Genomic DNA, 18,545 nt, shown 5'->3' on the forward strand with positions numbered 1-18,545 from the left:
GTATTTTATCCGCTAGATGAAAGCGGCATGCCCATTAGCAAAAATGGCACTAGTTCCGATGATACAGTGAATTTTAACAGCCTGATATTTCTGGCCGGCATCGTTGCCGTGCAGCAATTTAGCCGCCTACCCGACGCGATTGAGTTAACGGGTTTGATTTGCCTGGGCCTTATACTGGCTTACCGCCGCTACTGGCGGCCTTTTGCCTTGCTTGCCGGCATATTATGGGCTAGTTGCTACGGTATTTGGCTTGTATCTTCCCGGTTGCCTAATATGTATCAAAATCGCGAGCTTGTCGTACGGGGCTATATCGCCAGTCTACCGCAGCAACAGGAACAACGGCTCGGTTTCGATTTTATTGTCACCGATCCGGATCAAGACTTTCCGAATAAAATTCGGCTAAGCTGGTATCACCCCGGCGTAAGCTTAGCGGCAGGCCAAGGCTGGGAACTTCCGGTAAAACTGCGCAAGCCGCACGGCCGGCTTAACCCCGGCGGCTTCGACTTCGAAGCTTGGTTATTTGCCAACCGCATCGGCGCGACTGGTTATGTGCGCAGCAAACCGGCACCTAAGCCTATCGAATCCGCACCTAGCCTAAACCGATATTTTGCACTTTGCCGGCAAATAATCGCCGATAAGCTGGACGCGGTCTTACCTGATAGCGAGCAGTTAGGCGTCATCAAAGCTTTGACGATAGGTAGCCAGAATGCCATCACGCAGCGGCAATGGGAGGTATTCAGAATTACGGGAGTGGTGCATTTAATCGTCATTTCCGGTTCGCATATCAGCTTGATCGCCGGTCTGGTTTATGTTTTTAGCCGGCGGCTTTGGGCGCGGATTGGGGTTCTTAGCATATCGCCGCCACGTGCAGCTGCTGTGGCGGCCTGGCTGGCCGCCTTATTTTATGCGGGTTTGGCGGGCTATTCGGTGCCTACCTTGCGTGCGGTGATCATGCTCGGTGTCGCATTAGCCGCGATTGCCTGGCAGCGTAATACCGCACCGTCGCAGATTCTATTGCTGGCGTTGACAGCTGTAGTGCTGTTAGATCCTTTAGCGGTGTTGTCGGTCGGTTTTTGGTTATCTTTCGCGGCTGTGGCTTTATTGATTTACGTGTCGGCGGGCAGGTTGGCGCGGCCGGGGTATTGGCGCGAAGCAACGCTTGCCCAGTTGGCAACCGCTGTCGGCCTGTCGCCATTGCTAATCGTATTTTTTCAGCAAGTTTCGTTAATTTCGCCCGTCGCCAATTGGTTGGCCGTACCGATAATAGGCGTATTGATCGTACCGGTGGCGTTGCTGGCGGTAAGTTTACTATTTGTTTGGCCGCAGCTAGCCGTTTTGTTGCTGAAGGCACTAGATCAAATTTTGCAATGGTTATGGTACTTACTCTCGGAGATGGCGGCCTTACCTTTAGCCAGCATGTCTTGTCTGCCTCCACCCTGGTATGCCTTGCCGTTCGCCGGAGCTGGCGTGTTGCTGTTATTGGCGCCGCGCGGTTTTCCCTGCCGTTATCTAAGTGCGATATTATTTTTGCCGCTGTTTTTTGTTGACGTTGATAAACCCAAACCCGGCGACGTTTGGTTAAGTGTGTTGGATGTTGGTCAAGGGCTGGCGGCAGTCGCACAGACCGCCGAGCACACCTTGGTGTTCGATACCGGTGCCCGGTATTCGGAATACACCGATATGGGTGATTCGGTGATTATCCCGTTTCTGAACCATCAAGGTATTGCCGGTATCGACACCTTGGTCATCAGTCACGGGGATAACGATCATAGCGGTGGCGCGGATTCAGTGATCGCGGAACTGCCTGTGACGCGGATTATCAGCAGCGCCGCGGCATGGGCGGAACGGGAAAATGGACAGTATTGTCGGGCAGGGCAGTTTTGGCGTTGGGACGATGTGACGTTTCAGGTATTGTCGCCGCCCGAAAGCCCATTTACGCGCGAAAACGACAACTCCTGCGTATTGCAGATCAGCACCGCGCATCGGCGTTATCTGCTGACCGCAGACATCGAGCAAACCGCCGAAAGCTGGTTGGTAAGCGAATACGGCGCCAAACTAGACAGTCAGGTCATGATAGCCCCGCATCACGGCAGCAAAACCTCATCCAGTCAGGCTTTACTAGAGCAGGTTCGGCCCGATTTGATTCTGATCCCGGCCGGATATTTGAATCGCTTTGGTTTCCCGCATCAGCAGGTACTCGAACGTTATCGGCAACTTGGCATACCCTGGATGAATGTCGCCGAAACCGGGGCGATTTCCGTATACAGCGACCGGGAACATCTGCGGACGGTCGCCGAGCGCGAAGTTCGTCAGCGATACTGGATGGCGCCGGCATCGAATCGGCAGAACGTAGTCGTCAGATAAATTTTGCCGTCCCGAGGTTTCTGCCTATACTCTCGAGAACCCAATATGGAGCATTGCAGTGGAGAACGAAAACCGTACCCGAATACGTTTTAATCCGGAAGGACTGATGGCGCATATCATTATCGAGCCGGCACCGCCCGCCGGCGAAATTGTCATCGACGGCCAAGTGGTGGACATGAGCTACAGCGGTATCAAGATTCGCTTGAAAGAACCGCTGGGCCAAACCGTGGAAGAAGCTGAATTGAGGATTTCTATTATCTTGCCGGAATCGCGGGTGGCGATGTCGATACACGGCAATATCAAACACATCCGCGAAGATCGCGAATGTGGCTTGCAATACGATCTCGATAAACACAGCGAAGACGAATTCGACGACCTGATGTTCGAATGCGTGAAATTAGTGCCCAATCGCAATGGCTGATACTAAACCCAAGCACGCGGTGTTTTCGGTGTTACGCATTCTTTGGCAGGATATGAACGGTGAGGCGGCATATGCGCGTTATCTGCGGCATTGGCAAATGCATCACGCCGATCAGGGCCAACCCTTAAGCCGCAAGGCTTTTTTTGCCGCAGAGACGCGGCGGAAATGGAACGGGGTTAGGCGCTGCTGCTGAGTGGAACGCCGGTAGTGCCAACAGCGCTAATATTCTGGAATCCTCTCCCGCTGGCGACGTACTGTTTTCGCCGCCGCCCCGCTTATGGAATGGTCTCTATCCAATGACAGCGTTCATTTACAAGGGGTGCGGTGCGTTCATTGGCTACGCCTTTGGCAATCAAGGCTATCACGCGGTCGTCGGTGTCGTAGCCGATATGAGCGTCCATAGGGTTGGCAAGTTTACCCAAACCAAAAGCGTCATAGACTCTGGCAACATTGATGTTGATATTTGTGACGTTGATACAGAGCCGCGAATCCAGATATTTATTCACAAAGTCGTGCGGGATGGCATAACTCAGTAAATCGTTAGGGTCGCTGAATGCGATTACCGAAGTTTTGGCCAGGATTCTTTCGTTGTATTTGCTGCCGGCGGCTTGGCAATAGTTGTCGGCCTGATTGGCGACTTCTGGGAGAGCCCGCCCCAACTGCAACATCGGCAGTTGGTTGGACATCATGTAAATCGGTATCTCTTTATTCTTTAAGACGTTGGTCAGTGCCGTGTAATACGCGGCGGTTTCGCCGTTGCTCAACTTAGAGGCGATCTGTTGCAAACCGTCTATGGTAATGCGGCTACCCAAACTGTGCGAGATGAAGGCGTAGCTATCGTTATAAAATGGCGTGACGTTCTTGGTGGAACAGGTTTGCTTGACTGCATCCGGCAAACTGTTCCAGTCGCCGTGGATCATCCAGCAGAAGGACTGAGCGAACGCCGACAGAATATCGTCGCGTTTCTCGCCTAGATAAATGATCGGGTCGGGGCCGGTGTCGTTGGAGAATTTCTTTAACAGATCGTTGACTTCGGCGCGGCGAAACGACTGCTCTCCCGAGTTATCGTAAGACAGCACTTCTTTTTCCTTGGCGCTAATCTCGGACCAGGTTAGCTCGTAAAACAGCATTTCCTGGGATTTGCCGGCGTCCAGATAACGGTGTATACGCAAATTGCCGAGCGGCCGCTCCTCGGATTTCGCATCGGACAGGCGGATGTTTTTTACGTTTCTGCTGGTTACCGTCAGACCAAGCTCTTTGGTCAGCTTTTCCATGAATTGCGTGGAGTAGCCCGGCAAGTGGTTGCCGACACCGTGCACCATCAGTAACTTCATTTTGCGATCGGGGACTTCCAATTGCGGTTTGATGCCGTCGAATTTTTCGCCTTTAATCTCGCAAATCCGGGTGTCTTCCTGTTCCTGTTTCTCCAGAATGGCTTCGGTAATGCCTTTGCCGAGACTGGCGCAACCGGTTAACAGTACCCCGATAGACAGTATCAGCAGCTTGATGTCGAATTTATTCATATCCTGGTTCTGGGTTTGCTAGAGATTGGGAAAAGAGGACGAGTCGCGGCGCTACAGGCCGATTATTTTGTTGTGCGGATTTTATGACAAACGCCGAGCTTGGGAAACCGCATCGCGTGACTTTGGGCGAGCGGCGCGCCTAACGGTGGAGAGGCACGCCAAACCTAAGCTTTTATTCCTTGTCCAATTTTTTTTTGGCGGCATCGGCTTCCGCGCCGATTTTTTCCACGGTTTGCCGGTACTTGGCTTGGGCCTGATTGGCGTGCTCGGCGATAATAGTGTTATCGGTATTGGCTTCCTTGATCAAGCATTCGAAATAATCGCGGGATTTTTGTTGCCAAGTGTTAATAGCGGCGATGCTTTTGTTGTAAGAATCGATGCCATCGCCGCTCACGGTAGGCGCTTCGGGTACGGTGCCGCATCCGCTGGGTTGCCAACTGCCGTTGCTTAAGCTGCCGGCATAGCCCGGAAGCGCCAGCGCAGACGCCAGCATACCGGAAAACAGTAACGTGTTTTTCATTAGCTAACTCTCCATTATTGGTAGTAAAAAACGCTTCGCCGGCTGTTTTCAAACGCGACGGCTAGGCCGGAAAGATTGTTCTGCAAGTTTGGGCCGATGCCAACGCCGCATAGAATTAATAGATGCTGGCTTTAACTTAACATTTGCCGGATATGCTCGATTTCGTCTTTGGCCTGATCGAGAATATTGATGCTTAAATCCGCATCCAGATTGCCTTTAGCCAGTTTTTTGTAGGCGGGCAATTCGTCCAACTTGGGCATCTGTTTGATGTCTATCTTGCCGATAAAACTGTGCAATTGCGAAATCATGACTATGTCGCTGTAGCAGGCTTGTTCGCCGCTGTCGCGATGCCAGTTTTCGGCGTGGATGATTACGTCTTCGAAATCGGAGGGAAAATCCCATTTTCGGACGATTTGCACGCCTATCGGGCTGCGTAACTCCCGCACCGCTTCGGCTAAATCGCCGGGGTTGGCCAGAATTTCGGGTTGACGATCGGCATAAGCCAAAATCGGTACCACCCCAATGTCGTGGATCAAGCCGGCCAACATGGCTCGGTCCGGATCGAAACCGGGAGTTTTATGGGCAAACACCGCGCTGATCGCGGCGACATAACTGCTGTGCGCCCAAAGCTCTTGCATCTTGCGGCGAATCACCGGCGATTTGGCGTTAAACACGGCTTTTAACGCAAATGCGGTAATGATGTCCTGGGCGGCTTTTAAACCCAGACGCGTCAAGGCTTCCGGGCAGCTTTCTATCTTGCGCCGGCCCCGGTACAGCGGACTGTTGGAGATTTTAACCAAGCGCGCGGTAATGCTGGGGTCGATTTGTACCACGCGGGCGATTTTATTGCTGTTTGCGTTCGGTTCGTTAATCGCGCGGCGAATTTTTACCGAGACATCGGGAATAGTCGGCAACGCCAAAGAATCCGATTGCATGTACTTAAAACAATCCTGATACAGACGATTTTTGGCCAGTTTGGCGGACAGCGGATGAGAGTGGGCCTCGGTCATTAACTTTGCTTTATTCGGACAAGCGGCGGGGGATTGGTTTAAAATCCGCTGCTGCATTTTTAAACGTATTTTTAAGTATACACACGCTATGAATATAACAGGCCCGGATGTTATCACAACCCTCAGCAGCATTAGAGACTATATTCGCTGGGCTGCCAGCCGTTTCGCCGAGCACCTGGTGTTCTTGGGACACGGCACCGTCACGCCGTTGGATGAAGCAGCGGCCATCGTGTTACATACTTTGCATCAGCCATACGACCTGGATCACGCCTATCTAAATGCCGTGTTGACCATGACCGAACGGCAGGCAGTCGTCAGCCTGATCGAACGCCGTATTGTCGAGCGCAAGCCATCGGCTTATTTAACCCATGAAGCGATTTTTGCCGGCCTATCGTTTTATGTCGACGAACGGGTTTTAGTGCCGCGGTCGCCGATTGCGGAATTAATCGCTGATCGCTTCGAACCTTGGGTCGATGAAACGCAAGTATTCAACATCCTGGATTTATGCACCGGCAGCGCCTGCATCGCGATCGCCTGCGCCTATGCTTTTCCCGATGCGCAAGTCGATGCAGTCGAATTATCCGACGGCGCCTTGGCGGTGGCACAGATCAATATTGAAAAACATCAACTGGAAGAGCAAGTCCAACTCTATCAATCCGATTTGTTTAACGAATTGCCGGCCAAACCTTACGACATTATCGTCAGCAATCCGCCTTATGTTGCCATCGCCGAATGGGAAAGTCTGCCGGCCGAATTTCACGCCGAACCCGAAATGGGCTTTACCGGCGGCGAGCATGGTCTGGATCTGGTATTGCGGATCCTGGTCGATGCCAAAAAATATTTGGCGGAGCAGGGCATCTTGATCGTCGAAGTGGGCAGCAGTGCCGAAACTTTGCAGGAGATGTTTCCGGACGTGCCGTTCCAATGGCTGGAATTCGAGCGCGGCGGCGACGGCGTATTTTTACTAACTGCCGTACAAGTCACTCTTTATCATTCACATTTTGCCAGCGCTTTATAACCATGTCCGGAAACAGCATAGGAAAATTATTTACCGTTACTACCTCTGGCGAAAGCCATGGCCCGGCCTTATTGGCTATCGTCGATGGCTGCCCTCCGGGGCTGGAATTGTCCGAGGCCGATTTGCAGCTCGATCTGGACCGGCGCAAGCCGGGCACCTCCCGGCATACCACACAACGCCGCGAAGCCGACGAAGTGAAAATTTTGTCCGGCGTGTTCGAAGGTAAAACCACCGGTTGTCCTATTGGCTTGCTGATTGAAAACACCGATCAGCGCTCCAAGGATTATTCGAAAATTGCCGAGAGCTTTAGGCCGGGCCATGCCGATTACACCTATCAGCATAAATACGGGTTTAGAGATTATCGCGGCGGCGGCCGCTCCTCGGCGCGAGAAACCGCAATGCGGGTTGCGGCCGGCGCAATTGCGAAGAAATATCTGTTTCAGCAGCACGGCATCCTGGTGCGCGGTTATTTGTCGCAATTGGGTCCAGTCAAGATCGGCGCGTTCGATTGGAACGAAATCCCCAACAACCCCTTCTTCTGTCCCGATGCCGGCAAGGTCGAAGAAATGGAAAAATACATGGATGCCTTACGTAAGGAAGGCGAATCGATAGGTGCCAAGATCGAAGTGATTGCCAGCAATGTGCCGCCCGGCTTGGGTGAACCGATTTTCGACCGTTTGGATGCTGAATTAGCCTACGCCTTGATGAGCATCAATGCGGTAAAAGGCGTGGAGATTGGCGACGGTTTCGATTGCATCGATACCAAAGGTACCAAATTTCGCGATGAAATCACCCCGGACGGTTTTTTAAGCAATCATGCAGGCGGTATCTTGGGCGGTATTTCCAGCGGTCAGGACATCGTGGCCCGGGTTGCTTTGAAACCCACATCCAGCCTGCGTTTGCCGGGCCGTAGTATCAACAGCAAAGGCGAAGTCATAGAAGTGGTCACCGAAGGCCGTCACGATCCTTGTGTCGGTATCCGTGCCACTCCCATCGCCGAAGCGATGGTGGCGATAGTATTAATGGATCACTTGTTAAGGCACCGCGCGCAGAATCTGCATGTAAATTCCGGATTGCCGATCCTGCGCTGAATGAGCGTACCGTACTGGCGCTTATCCGGCTTTTACTTTTGCTATTTCGCCACGCTGGGCGCATTCCTGCCGTTTTGGAGTTTATACCTGAAACAAGTCGGTTTCGTTGCCACAGAAATCGGCGAGTTGACTGCGTTTTTGGTGGCTACCAAAATTATCGCACCGAACTACTGGGGCTGGTTGGCAGATAAGACCGGGCGTAATTTAAGCCTGATAAGAATTACATCGCTGTTATCCGTTTTGTGTTTCGCGGCGTTTTTGTACCGCAGCGATTATCTATGGTTTGCCGGCGTCACTGTAGTTTTCAGTTTTTTCTGGAACGCCACCCTGCCGCAGTTCGAAGCCGCGACTTTGTTTCATCTAAAAGCCGAGCCGCAGCGTTATAGCCATATTAGACTGTGGGGTTCTATCGGCTTTATCGCCGCTGTATTGGGAATAGGTCGGTTTTTGGACTATTTCAGCATTGCTTATTTGCCATGGATTATCGGCGGATTGATGCTGCTGAATTGGCTGATGGCTTTGATGACCCCGGAAGCCAAACCCTGCCGCACACATAATGAAATCGGCGGCATCCGGCAGATTTTACTGAAGCCGGAGTTGCTTGCGTTTTTGCTGGTTTACATGCTGCTGCAAATTGCGCACGGTCCGTACTACGTGTTTTATTCGGTTTATTTAAAACAGCACGGCTATTCGGCTACCGAAACCGGTTTGCTGTGGGCGACCGGTGTCGCCGCGGAAGTGTTGCTATTCATCGCCATGCGGCAATTGTTGAAATGGTTTACGCCCCGTACCTTGCTGCTCTGGGCGGTATTACTCAGCATATTGCGTTGGCTGCTGATTGCCGACGGCGTGGAGTCCCTGCCATTAACTATTGCCGCACAAATCCTGCATGCGGCCACTTTCGGCGTGGCGCATGTGGTGGCGATGCAATTGTTATATCAGTATTTCGGCGAACGCCATCAAAGCAAGGGGCAAGCGTTGTACAGTAGCATTAGTTTCGGCCTGGGCGGCATGATCGGCAGCCTATATAGCGGTTATTTTTGGGACTTGCTGGGCGGGCGGCTGGTCTATATCGTCGCGGCCATGGTGTGCTGCCTGGCGCTGTTGATTGCCTTTATCGGCGTGGCCCGCGAAACTCGGCCGCGATTGGGTTAAAATCGGCTGGTTTCATCAATGAGGAATAATAAAAGTGTTTGAAGTTATCAAAAACGGCGGCTGGATGATGGCGCCCATCATTCTGTGTTCAATCGTGGCGATGGCGATCATCGGGGAACGCTTCTGGTCCCTGCAGCGTAGACGTATTATTCCCAACGATCTGGTGCCTTATATTTGGCAATTGCATCGCGAACATAAGTTGGACGAGGCCACAATACGCCGCATCAAACTAAGCTCGCCTTTGGGCCGGATTTTGGCCGCCGGTTTGCTGAATCGCAAGCACGGCCGGGAGATCATGAAATCCAGCATCGAAGAAGTCGGCCGTCAGGTGACTCACGAGCTGGAGCGTTATTTAAACGCTCTGGGCAGCATCGCTTCTATCACGCCTTTATTAGGATTACTGGGTACCGTGGACGGTATCATTCGGGTATTTTCCGACATCGCGATTGGTGGTATGGGCGATCCGGCCGTGCTGAGCGGCGGCATTTCAGAAGCCTTGATTTGTACCGCCACCGGTTTAACCGTCGCTATCCCCAGTCTGTTTTTTCATCGCTATTTCGAGCGGCTGGTTGACGATCATGTGGTGCGGATGGAAGAAGAATCGCTGCGCCTGATCGACATCATGCAAGGCGCGCGCGAGGACATTTAATGCAATTCCGCCGCAAACGCCGCACGCAGGTCGACATCGGTTTAATCCCGATGATAGACGTGTTGTTGGTTTTACTGTTTTTCTTCATGGTGGCCACCACCTTTCGCCATCATTCCGAATTGAAGATCAATTTACCGGAAGCCCAAGGCAGCGATGCGACGGAGCAGGGTAAAGTGATCAATTTATATGTCGATGCTAAAGGCACATATGCCTTGGCCGGCGACGACAACCAGTTTCACGAGCTGGTAAATCAGAATCTCGATGGCTTGAAGGCGGCCTTGGCGCAAACCGCCGGTGAATCCAGGCTGTTGCCGTTTATCATCAGCGCCGATGGCAAGGCCCCGCATCAGGCTGTTGTCAGCGCGCTGGACGCGGCTAATCAGCTGGGTTTTCATCACATTACCTTTGCCATTAACAGACCGGAAAAACCGTGAACAAGAAGCTAGTCAAATGGTTTGAGGATGCCTGGTATAAAGAGATGTATATCTCCGCCTGGCTCATGCCGTGGTCGATGCTGTATGTCGATGCGGTTCGCTTGCGACGCTTTGCGTACCGCGTTGGGATCAAGAAAAAAACCAGATTGCCGGTACCGGTGATTATTGTCGGCAACATCACGGTCGGCGGCACCGGTAAGACGCCACTGGTGATCTGGATGGTCGAGCTCCTGAAACAAAACGGCTACAAACCCGGCGTGATCAGCCGCGGCTACGCAGGCGCCGCCGGTAACGGCCCGCTAGCTGTTAGCGCAGACAGCGACCCGGCCCAGGTTGGCGACGAAGCGGTATTGCTGGCCAAGCGCTGTGCTTGCCCGATAGTGGTGGGGGCGGAGCGGGTAGCGGCAGGCCGGCAATTATTGGCTACGCACGCCTGCGATGTCCTGATCTCCGACGACGGTTTGCAGCATTACGCGTTGGCGCGTGATATCGAAATTGTGGTGATAGACGGCCAGCGCCGGTTCGGCAATGGTTACTGCCTGCCGGTCGGACCGCTACGCGAGCCGCCGGAACGGGTGAAGCAGGTCGATTTGGTGGTGGTCAACGGCCCGGAAGAATTGCTGGAAGGCGAGTGGCCGATGCAATGCCAGGGGCAGCAACTGGTCAATCTCAAAACCGGCGAGCGTAAGCCGCTGCTAGAATTTCAGGGCGTGGCTTGTCATGCGATCGCCGCCATCGGCAACCCTCAGCGTTTTTTTACGCAACTGACCAAAGCCGGCCTGGATTGCCAAACTCACGCATTTCCCGATCATTACTTGTTTACTGCCGAAGATTTGCAATTTAAAGATCAACGCCCGGTGATCATGACCGAAAAAGACGCGGTGAAGTGCACACGCCTCGCCAATGACCGGCACTGGTATCTACCTATCGATGCCACGCTGCCCGAGGCATTTTCCCAACAACTCTTAAAACTACTCAAAGACAAAGCTCATGGATAAAAAACTGCTCGAGATTCTGGCCTGCCCGCTATGCAAAAGCTCGTTGATTTACGATAAAGACAAGCAGGAACTGATTTGCAAGGCCGACAATTTAGCCTTTCCGATCCGCGACGATATCCCGGTGATGCTGGAAGACGAAGCCCGCGAATTGAGTTTTGAAGAAGCGGACGCTCTGCGCAAATGAGCTCCGCTTTTAAAGTCGTCATTCCGGCTCGTTACGGTTCCACCCGCTTGCCGGGTAAACCCTTGCTGGACATCGCCGGTAAACCGATGATCGTGCACGTTTGCGAACGCGCGCTGGAAGCCGACGCCGAGCAAGTGGTGGTGGCGACTGACGACCAGCGCATTTTCGATGCGGTCGGCGATTTAGGTTTGCAAGCAGTGATGACCGATCCCAACCACCAATCCGGCACCGAGCGGATCGCCGAAGTTGCGCAGGTGATGGGTTGGGCCGACGAGCAGATCGTGGTCAATCTGCAAGGCGACGAACCCTTGATTCCGCCGGCTTATATTCGCGATGCGGCTTTGGCTCTTGCGGGACAGGATCAGGCTGGCATCGCGACCTTAGCTGCGAAGATTTTGGATGCGGAGGAGATTTTCAATCCGAATGCGGTTAAGGTCGTATTGGACAAAGACGGGTATGCGCTGTATTTCAGCCGGGCGCCGATTCCCTGGAACCGCGCGACTTTTCCTGATCAGCACGATATAGCGTCTTCCAGTTTGTCGCATCTCAGGCATATTGGCATGTATGCTTATACGGTGGGCTTTTTGCAGCGATACTGCAGTTGGTCTGCGTCGCCGTTAGAGAGTGTTGAGTCGTTGGAACAGCTTAGGATTCTTTGGCATGGGGAGAGGGTTTTGGTGAAGATTGTTGATAGGACGCCGGAGGCGGGAGTGGATACGGTGGAGGATTTGGTGAGGGTTTCTAATCGATTGAAAGCTGTCGTTGCATAGTTTTTTGGAACTCTACTTGTATTCAATTTATTCATATGCCAGATAAAACAGATCTGCTTGAATTACATAGACAGCACCAAGCTGGTCAGGAAAAATACACGTATTTTTTATTGACTGCTGCTGGGGCGGCTATTGGATTTGCCGTGCAGAAAGCTGATGGAATGACCTTGTCTTGGTGGCTAAGTCCTGCTGCGTTGGCAATTTTGTTCTGGGGTATTAGTTTTTATTTTGGTTGTAAGAACTTGATCTGGGTTCAAACATATATTTACTCAAACTACAGTCTGTTGCAGCTAATGTTAGGGGCTCATCCAGACCAGCCACCGCACCCGGAATTAACAGATATTGCTATTTCAGATGTAAGGAAGGCTATCTCTCATAATGTCGGTAAAGCTCAATTCTATGGTATTTGGCAATTTCGAATGCTTATCGTTGGGGCATTATTTTTTATTGGCTGGAGATTGGCCGAAATGATTCGTTTAACTTACTGGGCCTAGTTGAGTCGGGTGCTCACGTTTTTTGCGCTCGCGCTGGCTTGCATTTATGTGTCGCTATCGCGACTGCTTAATTTAATCGGGTTCTCGCACCCGAAGGCGAGATACTTTCTTTTGCTCCGCCAAAAGAAAGTATCCAAAGAAAAGGCGGCCCGGATGCCGCTTTGATCCTGCGCGCCGAAGCTTTTATCGAGGGTCGGCAGAAGGGGCTTCCCAGCCCCTCCGCCGACGCACCGCATCCCTGCGGTGCCCCTTCGGGCTGATCTCGATAAAAGCTCCGGTGCTCGGCGCGGCATACGGGGGAACACCGCCGCTGTGTAGCAGATGTGTATTGGTTATTTATAAAAATTCCTCACGCATCCGGTAAATCGTCGTTTCGGCATACCCTCTGGGGCACAAGGGGAATGCCGAAATCAAGACTGCATGGATATCTAGAAGCTTGCCATCCATGGCACTGGATGCCCGCTACCAGCGGGCATGACGGACTTTATGGTTTAGCTGAAGCAGGTTGCTAATCAAGAGGTTTTTGTCATCGGGAGAGTTTTGGTCCCGTATTTCGACCCCGAGCATCGCAGTTTTTTGCAGGAATAGCCCGGAGGGGAGCGGCAGGGATGCCGCTCGTTGGCGAGGGGGCAGGAAGCCCCTTTCGCCAACCCCAGCAAAAAACGAGAAGCACAGGGTCAGGGCGAAATCCGGGTGTCTTTTCTTTTGGATCCTTTTCTTTGGACAAGCAAAGAAAAGGATCTCGGCTGTCGGGCCGAGACCCGACTTCAAAACAGTCCGTCGCGGTAGCGACATCAAATTATGACTATCATCAACCTCTCCCAAGAACCCCACCAAATCCCAACCCTAGCCCAATGGCACCAAGCCGAGTGGTCAAACCTGAATCCCGGCCAAACCATCGAACAGCGCATCGAAAGAATGCAAGCCTATCTAGGTAACAAACTAATCCCGAGTACTTTCATTTACAAACATGAAGGCCAGCTAGCCGGCTCGGCAGCCATCATAGAAAGCGATATGGATACCCGCCCCGAACTGACGCCGTGGTTGGCCAGCGTTTATGTGGCCCTCGAGTTTCGCCGACAGGGCATAGGGGCGAAGCTAGTACAGCATGTCATGTTACAAGCCAAGACAGCCGGGGTTACTAAACTCTATCTGTTCACGCCGGATCAAGTAGATTTTTATGCAAAACTTGGCTGGACAGCGATGGACGACGAATATTATCGTGACCACCGCGTGACGGTAATGAGCGTGTCCCTAAACGATCCTAAAGCTTAGACTTACTCCAAATTAAGAATAAATGCCCATTGCTCGGCATTCACCGGCATGATAGACAGACGGTTCCCTCGGCGCAGCAAAGCCAGATCGGCCAGTTCGGTTTTCAGTTTCAGTTCGCGCAGACTGATATTGCGCGATAGCTTTCTGACGAACTTAACATCGACCATGTACCAGGTGGGTTTGTCCGGATTGCTTTTCGGATCGAAGTGCTTGTCGTCCGGGTCGAAAGCAGTAAAGTCGGGATAGGATTCGCGCGCCACTTGCATGATGCCGACGATACCCGGCTCCTCGCAGTTGGAATGGTAAAAAAACACCTGATCGCCGATTTTCATGTCGTCGCGCATCATGTTCCGAGCTTGGTAATTGCGCACACCGTCCCAATGCTCGGTTTGCGCGGGACGCTTGAATAAATCGTCGATGCCGAAGGTATCCGGTTCGGATTTCATTAGCCAGTAATTCATAGATCTCTTTGATTTGAGTGGTTTGAGGGTTCGCTTCATTTATCCCAAACTAGCGCGTAAACGGCAAGTAAATTCACAACACCTCCTTACGCTGCGCTGAACTGTAAAGCATCTTTGGACTAAACTGATTCGACAATAGCGGCATCTGGCGCTTGTTCAGGTACATATACTCTAAATGGACATGGTATAGTGTGAGGGTAGTACTGTCGTTAGGCTACAAGGTAGTTTTACCGTCATTCTTACCGGCTCAGAAGGACTTGATCGATAACTTTGAAGTTTTCCCTAACCTCAGGTTGCTGATGTGGTTGCTAAATGAATTTGCGTAGTTTGATTTTATATTTCTTCTGATTTATGCCGGCCAGTATTATAAAAAGCAAACGTCGTCGTTATATTCGGTATGCGATAGACCTAAAGGCGTTGTTAATAATAGAAGAATTAACCGCCATAGATTGCCGTATTTTGGATTTTTGCACCGGCGGTTTTTTCCTGGGTTTGGGAAATTCTAGCGCAGACATTTCTTTAAATAAGATCATTACAGTCCGCTTCGCGATTCAGCAAGAATTTGGATTGAAGACCTATGAAGTCAATGCAAAAATATGCCGCGTATCGGCCGCCGGTGTCGGTGTTTTCGTGGAACACATGCCGGTAGCGACATTTGAAGCCCTAAAAAAAGCCGCTCATTCCTCTACCAACGCGGGTTCTTCAGAGAGTCTCGATGCTCCTTCAAAAGAGTTAAATCAGGAAAACTTCAAGCACGCCTTCAAAAATATGTTGTTAGATCAATTACCGATATTATTGGGTAATTTTTTTGAAACCATTAATGAAGATCTGGAGCGGGCTAACGAACATTTCGAGTTATTTGAGAACAGCTCGGTTTTAGATGACTTTGTTACAACCTTAAAGCTGAATAGAGGCTTGATTGCCAGCGAATTTTGCTGTTCTGTTGTCTATCAAGTCGATTATATTTCCGATAGTATCGAAATAAAACACGACCCCTTATCTCATGATTCATTAGCGTTGATCGAAAAACAGGATTTTGAAGATTGGTTAAATATGTCTGCCATCATCAGGAAGCTTAACAGCTACTTTGATGAAGAGCTAAACTTATTAGTTAGAGAGTTTTGCCGGGTATTTGGTCGTTTATCGAATGCCGACATCAACAATCCGATTAGCCCAGCGATTCTATGCGATAGTTTTCGCGAAATAATTTTGCAACTGGAGTTAAGTGGTAACGTCAAAAAAACTATTTATAGCGGCTTTGGAAAAACATTAGTTCATAACTTGCCTGTTTTGTATAAAAAGACGGAAACAATATTAGCCAAATGCAAGTCGGCTAGTATCGTCACGCCTATCTACGGCTATCAAGGAAGCCGGGTACAAGATTCGCCAAAGCCGCTCTCGCAGCAAGTACCGGTTTCACAGGATAGTTTTTTAAATCCGGTAGCGTTTTCGAGTCATGGCTCCAAACAACCGTTGGCGCAGGTCACGGGGAAATTACTAAACATATTAAATGAAACCGCCGTCATGTCGGCAGCAGGTTTATACGGTGACAATAAAGAATCCTTAGAAGAGACACATTCTTTTTTTAATGCCGATGAGGTTTTATCCGCAATCGCCAGAATACAAAAAAACGTCACGGCTAAATCCCTGCCTCATTTGGATCCCAGCGCGTTGCAAAGAAATCTGAACGACAGCTTGAAAAATAGTGTCGATACAGCGAAATCACTTTCCAATGCAGACGTTCATCATCTTGAAGTCTATGGAAAATTCTTTGAAACCCTATTGGGCGATTTGACATTTTCATCAGAAATAAAGTCTTATCTGGAAAGCATTTACTTACCATTACTTTCCCTACCCTTGCAAGGCAATGATTTTCTCGACGCCGAGTCGCATCCGGTTCGGAATATACTCAACCAGCTCGCGGTTTTGGAGCCGGCGGTAAAGAGTAATCGAGTCATTAAAAACATTAATATTAAAGATACGATAGAAAAAGCGATTGCCCGCATTTCGAATGAGTCGATCAGTAACCCTAAGGTTTTTGCGGAAGTGGAACATGAATTGGATAACGTCGCCAAACAAGTCGCCAAGTCATTAGATATCAATATTAAACGTACCGTAGAGCCTTACGAAGGCCAACAAAAACTGGAAACCGCCAGGCTTTCCATTCGGCAGGAAATCGATAAGCGCTTGGCTGGTAAGACCGTTCCAGCGATTATTCCGACTTTATTGGAATCGGGGTGGAAAAATTTGTTGGTCATAGCCGAATTGAACTTAGAACAGGATCCGGCAGAAAAGCAAAAATATTTAAAAGTGATAGACGACTTGATGTTTTGGTTCTACGAGCAAGAATCTCTTTTAAAAATGCAGTCCATCAGTATCGAAGAAACGCTTAAATTCATAGAGGAGTCTTTGGGTTCGGTCTGTACTAATTTATTTCAACGCGATAATGTTATAGAAGAGTTAACTGCCCAGTTATTAGGTACTGGCTTACCGAAAGTTAGAAAACCGATAGAAACAGTAAAGTTTCATGCTTCGAAACCGGCTCGTCACTTAGCGGACAATGATTGGCCTGCGCATTTGGAGCCGCTACGCGTTGGCGAATGGTTAATGATTTTTCACGGTTCACAGGGTTTTGAGCCGATGAAATTAGTGTGGATTGGCGATGTTATTCCAATTTGCGTATTTGTTAATCGCGATGGTTTAAATAAACTGGAATTTAATAAAATAGAATTAGCCGATCTTTTGGAAAGCGGCGGTGCCAGTCGAATTGAAAGTCTCGATGCACCACTAATGGAGCGCGCAACTAACTTAATGTTGCAGAAAATGCATAGTAAGCTGATTTACAACGCAACTCACGATACCGACACCGACCTGCTTACTCGAGACGAGTTTGTTAAACAACTTAAGCTTGAAGTCGCCAAACTTGATAACTCTTCCCACATGCTTAACCATATAGAGGTCTTGGATTTTCGGGATATTACGAATATCTGCGGCCCATCTGGCTCTAAACAATTCCTAAAACATCTGATTCAATTGATAAAAGATCAGTTAAGGGAAACTGATTTGTTCGGCAGATTAGGAGATAAATCCTTTGCCGTTTTATTCAAAAGCTGTAATGTCGATGAGGGGTATGAACTATCGAAAAAACTGGTGAAAATCATAAGCGACGCCAGATTTCAATGGCAAGACAAGAGTTATTCTATCGGTGTGAGCATGGGCTTGGTTCCATTTTCAGAGGACAATTACGATGTCAATGAATTACTGCAACATGCCGACGCGGCCAGCATGGCTGCGGAGCGTTCCGGGCAAAACCAAGTACTGATTTTTGCTTACGACGATGAAAGTTTAAACCGGCAAAATAAACTATATGAATGGATAGGTAATATCGATAAAGTATTTTCCGACAATAGATTATTTTTACGTTGCCAAATGATTGCCCCGGTAGATAAATCGAATGGCGGTCATCAGCATTACGAAATTCTGCTGGGTATAAAAGACGAAAACGACAAGATTATTCCGCCGGATCAGTTTATACCTGCCGTGGAACGCTGTAAACGCATGCCGGAAATAGATCGTTGGGTCATTGAGAACGTATTTCACTGGATCGAATTCAACAAAAAATATTTCGACAATATTGACGGCTTTGCTATTAACTTATCAGGTCAATCTATTAATAGCGAAGAGTTTTTGATATTTTTAACGGAGTTTTTGCGTTCAAGCAATGTGCCGACCAATAAGCTTATTTTTGAAGTTACCGAAACGGTTGCTGCGGAAAATTTAAATTTTACGAATAAATTCATTGCCACCATCAAGCAATTCGACTGCAAATTTTCCCTGGACGATTTTGGCTCGGGATATTCTTCCTATTCTTATCTAAAGAATTTGAATATCGATTATCTAAAAATAGACGGTGCGTTTGTTAAGGATATTTTGCATAATAAAGCCGATATTGCCATCGTGAAATCCATGAATGAAATTGCGCATTCATTGGGCTTGGCCACTATTGCCGAATATGTGGAGAATAACGATATACGTGAGTTATTAAGAGAAATCGGCGTTGACTATGCCCAAGGTTATGGCGTACATAAGCCGATGCCGTTAAGCGAACTGGTGGTTGAGCTGCCACCCGAGACGCCGTTTTTTTCGTTTGAAGATACCGAGTTCTGGGGCTTTTGACA

18 protein-coding genes are annotated in these 18,545 nt (G+C 49.8%); 14 read left to right on the plus strand and 4 right to left on the minus strand.

Annotated features, from left to right (window positions below; genetic code table 11):
* Window positions 1–27 precede the first annotated feature (27 nt).
* The 3 genes from ACH50O_RS06600 to ACH50O_RS06610 are packed head-to-tail and all read left to right on the plus strand — an operon-like array spanning window position 28 to window position 2,978.
* On the plus strand, window positions 28–2,364 hold the full coding sequence (locus ACH50O_RS06600; RefSeq protein WP_446811228.1) for a DNA internalization-related competence protein ComEC/Rec2: 2,337 nt from the start codon (window positions 28–30) through the stop codon (window positions 2,362–2,364).
* Between the two features lie 58 nt (window positions 2,365–2,422).
* Complete coding sequence (locus ACH50O_RS06605; RefSeq protein WP_446811229.1) at window positions 2,423–2,785, plus strand: PilZ domain-containing protein; 363 nt, start codon at window positions 2,423–2,425, stop codon at window positions 2,783–2,785.
* Window positions 2,778–2,978 carry a CstA-like transporter-associated (seleno)protein gene (locus tag ACH50O_RS06610; protein ID WP_446811230.1) on the plus strand — a complete coding sequence of 67 codons (201 nt, stop codon included), beginning with the start codon at window positions 2,778–2,780 and terminating at the stop codon, window positions 2,976–2,978. The genes ACH50O_RS06605 and ACH50O_RS06610 overlap by 8 nt, the downstream gene beginning before the upstream one ends.
* Window positions 2,979–3,060: 82 nt before the next feature.
* Here the strand turns inward: ACH50O_RS06610 and ACH50O_RS06615 are convergent, their stop codons facing one another.
* From ACH50O_RS06615 to ACH50O_RS06625, 3 genes are all read right to left on the minus strand, one after another.
* Complete coding sequence (locus ACH50O_RS06615; protein WP_446811231.1) at window positions 3,061–4,308, minus strand: hypothetical protein; 1,248 nt, start codon at window positions 4,306–4,308, stop codon at window positions 3,061–3,063.
* A 172-nt stretch (window positions 4,309–4,480) separates the two neighbouring features.
* Window positions 4,481–4,828: a hypothetical protein gene (locus ACH50O_RS06620; protein ID WP_446811232.1), complete on the minus strand. Its 348-nt coding sequence runs from the start codon at window positions 4,826–4,828 to the stop codon at window positions 4,481–4,483.
* Window positions 4,829–4,959: 131 nt separating this feature from the next.
* Window positions 4,960–5,838 carry an HDOD domain-containing protein gene (locus ACH50O_RS06625; protein WP_446811233.1) on the minus strand — a complete coding sequence of 293 codons (879 nt, stop codon included), beginning with the start codon at window positions 5,836–5,838 and terminating at the stop codon, window positions 4,960–4,962.
* An 88-nt stretch (window positions 5,839–5,926) separates the two neighbouring features.
* Between ACH50O_RS06625 and prmB the strand changes: the two genes are divergently transcribed.
* From prmB to ACH50O_RS06675, 10 genes are all read left to right on the plus strand, one after another.
* Window positions 5,927–6,856 carry a 50S ribosomal protein L3 N(5)-glutamine methyltransferase gene (prmB, locus tag ACH50O_RS06630; RefSeq protein ID WP_446811234.1) on the plus strand — a complete coding sequence of 310 codons (930 nt, stop codon included), beginning with the start codon at window positions 5,927–5,929 and terminating at the stop codon, window positions 6,854–6,856.
* A gap of 2 nt (window positions 6,857–6,858) precedes the next feature.
* Window positions 6,859–7,947 (plus strand): chorismate synthase, encoded by a 1,089-nt coding sequence (aroC, locus tag ACH50O_RS06635; RefSeq protein WP_446811235.1) that lies wholly within the window; start codon window positions 6,859–6,861, stop codon window positions 7,945–7,947.
* The gene (locus tag ACH50O_RS06640; protein ID WP_446811236.1) at window positions 7,948–9,102 is read left to right on the plus strand and encodes an MFS transporter; all 1,155 of its coding nucleotides are present in this window, start codon (window positions 7,948–7,950) and stop codon (window positions 9,100–9,102) included.
* A 34-nt stretch (window positions 9,103–9,136) separates the two neighbouring features.
* Entirely contained in the window at window positions 9,137–9,751 is a 615-nt protein-coding gene (locus tag ACH50O_RS06645) for a MotA/TolQ/ExbB proton channel family protein (protein ID WP_446811237.1), read from the plus strand.
* The gene (locus ACH50O_RS06650; RefSeq protein WP_446811238.1) at window positions 9,751–10,185 is read left to right on the plus strand and encodes an ExbD/TolR family protein; all 435 of its coding nucleotides are present in this window, start codon (window positions 9,751–9,753) and stop codon (window positions 10,183–10,185) included. The genes ACH50O_RS06645 and ACH50O_RS06650 overlap by 1 nt, the downstream gene beginning before the upstream one ends.
* Before the next feature lie 44 nt (window positions 10,186–10,229).
* Complete coding sequence (lpxK, locus tag ACH50O_RS06655) at window positions 10,230–11,183, plus strand: tetraacyldisaccharide 4'-kinase (RefSeq protein ID WP_446812122.1); 954 nt, start codon at window positions 10,230–10,232, stop codon at window positions 11,181–11,183.
* Window positions 11,176–11,367: a Trm112 family protein gene (locus ACH50O_RS06660; RefSeq protein WP_033156289.1), complete on the plus strand. Its 192-nt coding sequence runs from the start codon at window positions 11,176–11,178 to the stop codon at window positions 11,365–11,367. The genes lpxK and ACH50O_RS06660 overlap by 8 nt, the downstream gene beginning before the upstream one ends.
* Window positions 11,364–12,137, plus strand: coding sequence for a 3-deoxy-manno-octulosonate cytidylyltransferase (gene kdsB / locus ACH50O_RS06665; protein WP_446811239.1), 774 nt, complete (start codon window positions 11,364–11,366; stop codon window positions 12,135–12,137). The genes ACH50O_RS06660 and kdsB overlap by 4 nt, the downstream gene beginning before the upstream one ends.
* A 35-nt stretch (window positions 12,138–12,172) precedes the next feature.
* Window positions 12,173–12,631, plus strand: a complete 459-nt coding sequence (locus tag ACH50O_RS06670; protein WP_446811240.1) for a hypothetical protein — start codon at window positions 12,173–12,175, stop codon at window positions 12,629–12,631.
* An 801-nt stretch (window positions 12,632–13,432) separates the two neighbouring features.
* A complete protein-coding gene (locus ACH50O_RS06675) occupies window positions 13,433–13,906 on the plus strand; it encodes a GNAT family N-acetyltransferase (RefSeq protein ID WP_446811241.1) in 474 nt (157 codons plus the stop codon).
* A 2-nt stretch (window positions 13,907–13,908) separates the two neighbouring features.
* Here ACH50O_RS06675 and ACH50O_RS06680 read toward each other — a convergent pair whose 3' ends face one another.
* A complete protein-coding gene (locus ACH50O_RS06680; protein ID WP_446811242.1) occupies window positions 13,909–14,367 on the minus strand; it encodes an EVE domain-containing protein in 459 nt (152 codons plus the stop codon).
* Between the two features lie 351 nt (window positions 14,368–14,718).
* Between ACH50O_RS06680 and ACH50O_RS06685 the strand changes: the two genes are divergently transcribed.
* Window positions 14,719–18,543: a DUF1631 family protein gene (locus ACH50O_RS06685; protein ID WP_446811243.1), complete on the plus strand. Its 3,825-nt coding sequence runs from the start codon at window positions 14,719–14,721 to the stop codon at window positions 18,541–18,543.
* The last annotated feature ends 2 nt before the right edge of the window (window positions 18,544–18,545 follow it).

The sequence above is a fragment of the Methylomonas sp. 2BW1-5-20 genome (assembly GCF_052474515.1).

Excerpts from the sequence above, each read along its gene's own strand:
- ACH50O_RS06610 (WP_446811230.1), top strand. The coding sequence starts at position 2,778 with ATGGCTGATACTAAACCCAAGCACGCGGTGTTTTCGGTGTTACGCATT.
- ACH50O_RS06620 (WP_446811232.1), bottom strand. The coding sequence starts at position 4,828 with ATGAAAAACACGTTACTGTTTTCCGGTATGCTGGCGTCTGCGCTGGCG.
- ACH50O_RS06675 (WP_446811241.1), top strand. The coding sequence starts at position 13,433 with ATGACTATCATCAACCTCTCCCAAGAACCCCACCAAATCCCAACCCTA.
- ACH50O_RS06670 (WP_446811240.1), top strand. The coding sequence starts at position 12,173 with ATGCCAGATAAAACAGATCTGCTTGAATTACATAGACAGCACCAAGCT.
- ACH50O_RS06660 (WP_033156289.1), top strand. The coding sequence starts at position 11,176 with ATGGATAAAAAACTGCTCGAGATTCTGGCCTGCCCGCTATGCAAAAGC.
- ACH50O_RS06640 (WP_446811236.1), top strand. The coding sequence starts at position 7,948 with ATGAGCGTACCGTACTGGCGCTTATCCGGCTTTTACTTTTGCTATTTC.
- aroC (WP_446811235.1), top strand. The coding sequence starts at position 6,859 with ATGTCCGGAAACAGCATAGGAAAATTATTTACCGTTACTACCTCTGGC.
- ACH50O_RS06615 (WP_446811231.1), bottom strand. The coding sequence starts at position 4,308 with ATGAATAAATTCGACATCAAGCTGCTGATACTGTCTATCGGGGTACTG.
- ACH50O_RS06680 (WP_446811242.1), bottom strand. The coding sequence starts at position 14,367 with ATGAATTACTGGCTAATGAAATCCGAACCGGATACCTTCGGCATCGAC.
- kdsB (WP_446811239.1), top strand. The coding sequence starts at position 11,364 with ATGAGCTCCGCTTTTAAAGTCGTCATTCCGGCTCGTTACGGTTCCACC.
- ACH50O_RS06600 (WP_446811228.1), top strand. The coding sequence starts at position 28 with ATGCCCATTAGCAAAAATGGCACTAGTTCCGATGATACAGTGAATTTT.
- prmB (WP_446811234.1), top strand. The coding sequence starts at position 5,927 with ATGAATATAACAGGCCCGGATGTTATCACAACCCTCAGCAGCATTAGA.
- lpxK (WP_446812122.1), top strand. The coding sequence starts at position 10,230 with ATGTATATCTCCGCCTGGCTCATGCCGTGGTCGATGCTGTATGTCGAT.
- ACH50O_RS06625 (WP_446811233.1), bottom strand. The coding sequence starts at position 5,838 with ATGACCGAGGCCCACTCTCATCCGCTGTCCGCCAAACTGGCCAAAAAT.
- ACH50O_RS06650 (WP_446811238.1), top strand. The coding sequence starts at position 9,751 with ATGCAATTCCGCCGCAAACGCCGCACGCAGGTCGACATCGGTTTAATC.
- ACH50O_RS06685 (WP_446811243.1), top strand. The coding sequence starts at position 14,719 with ATGCCGGCCAGTATTATAAAAAGCAAACGTCGTCGTTATATTCGGTAT.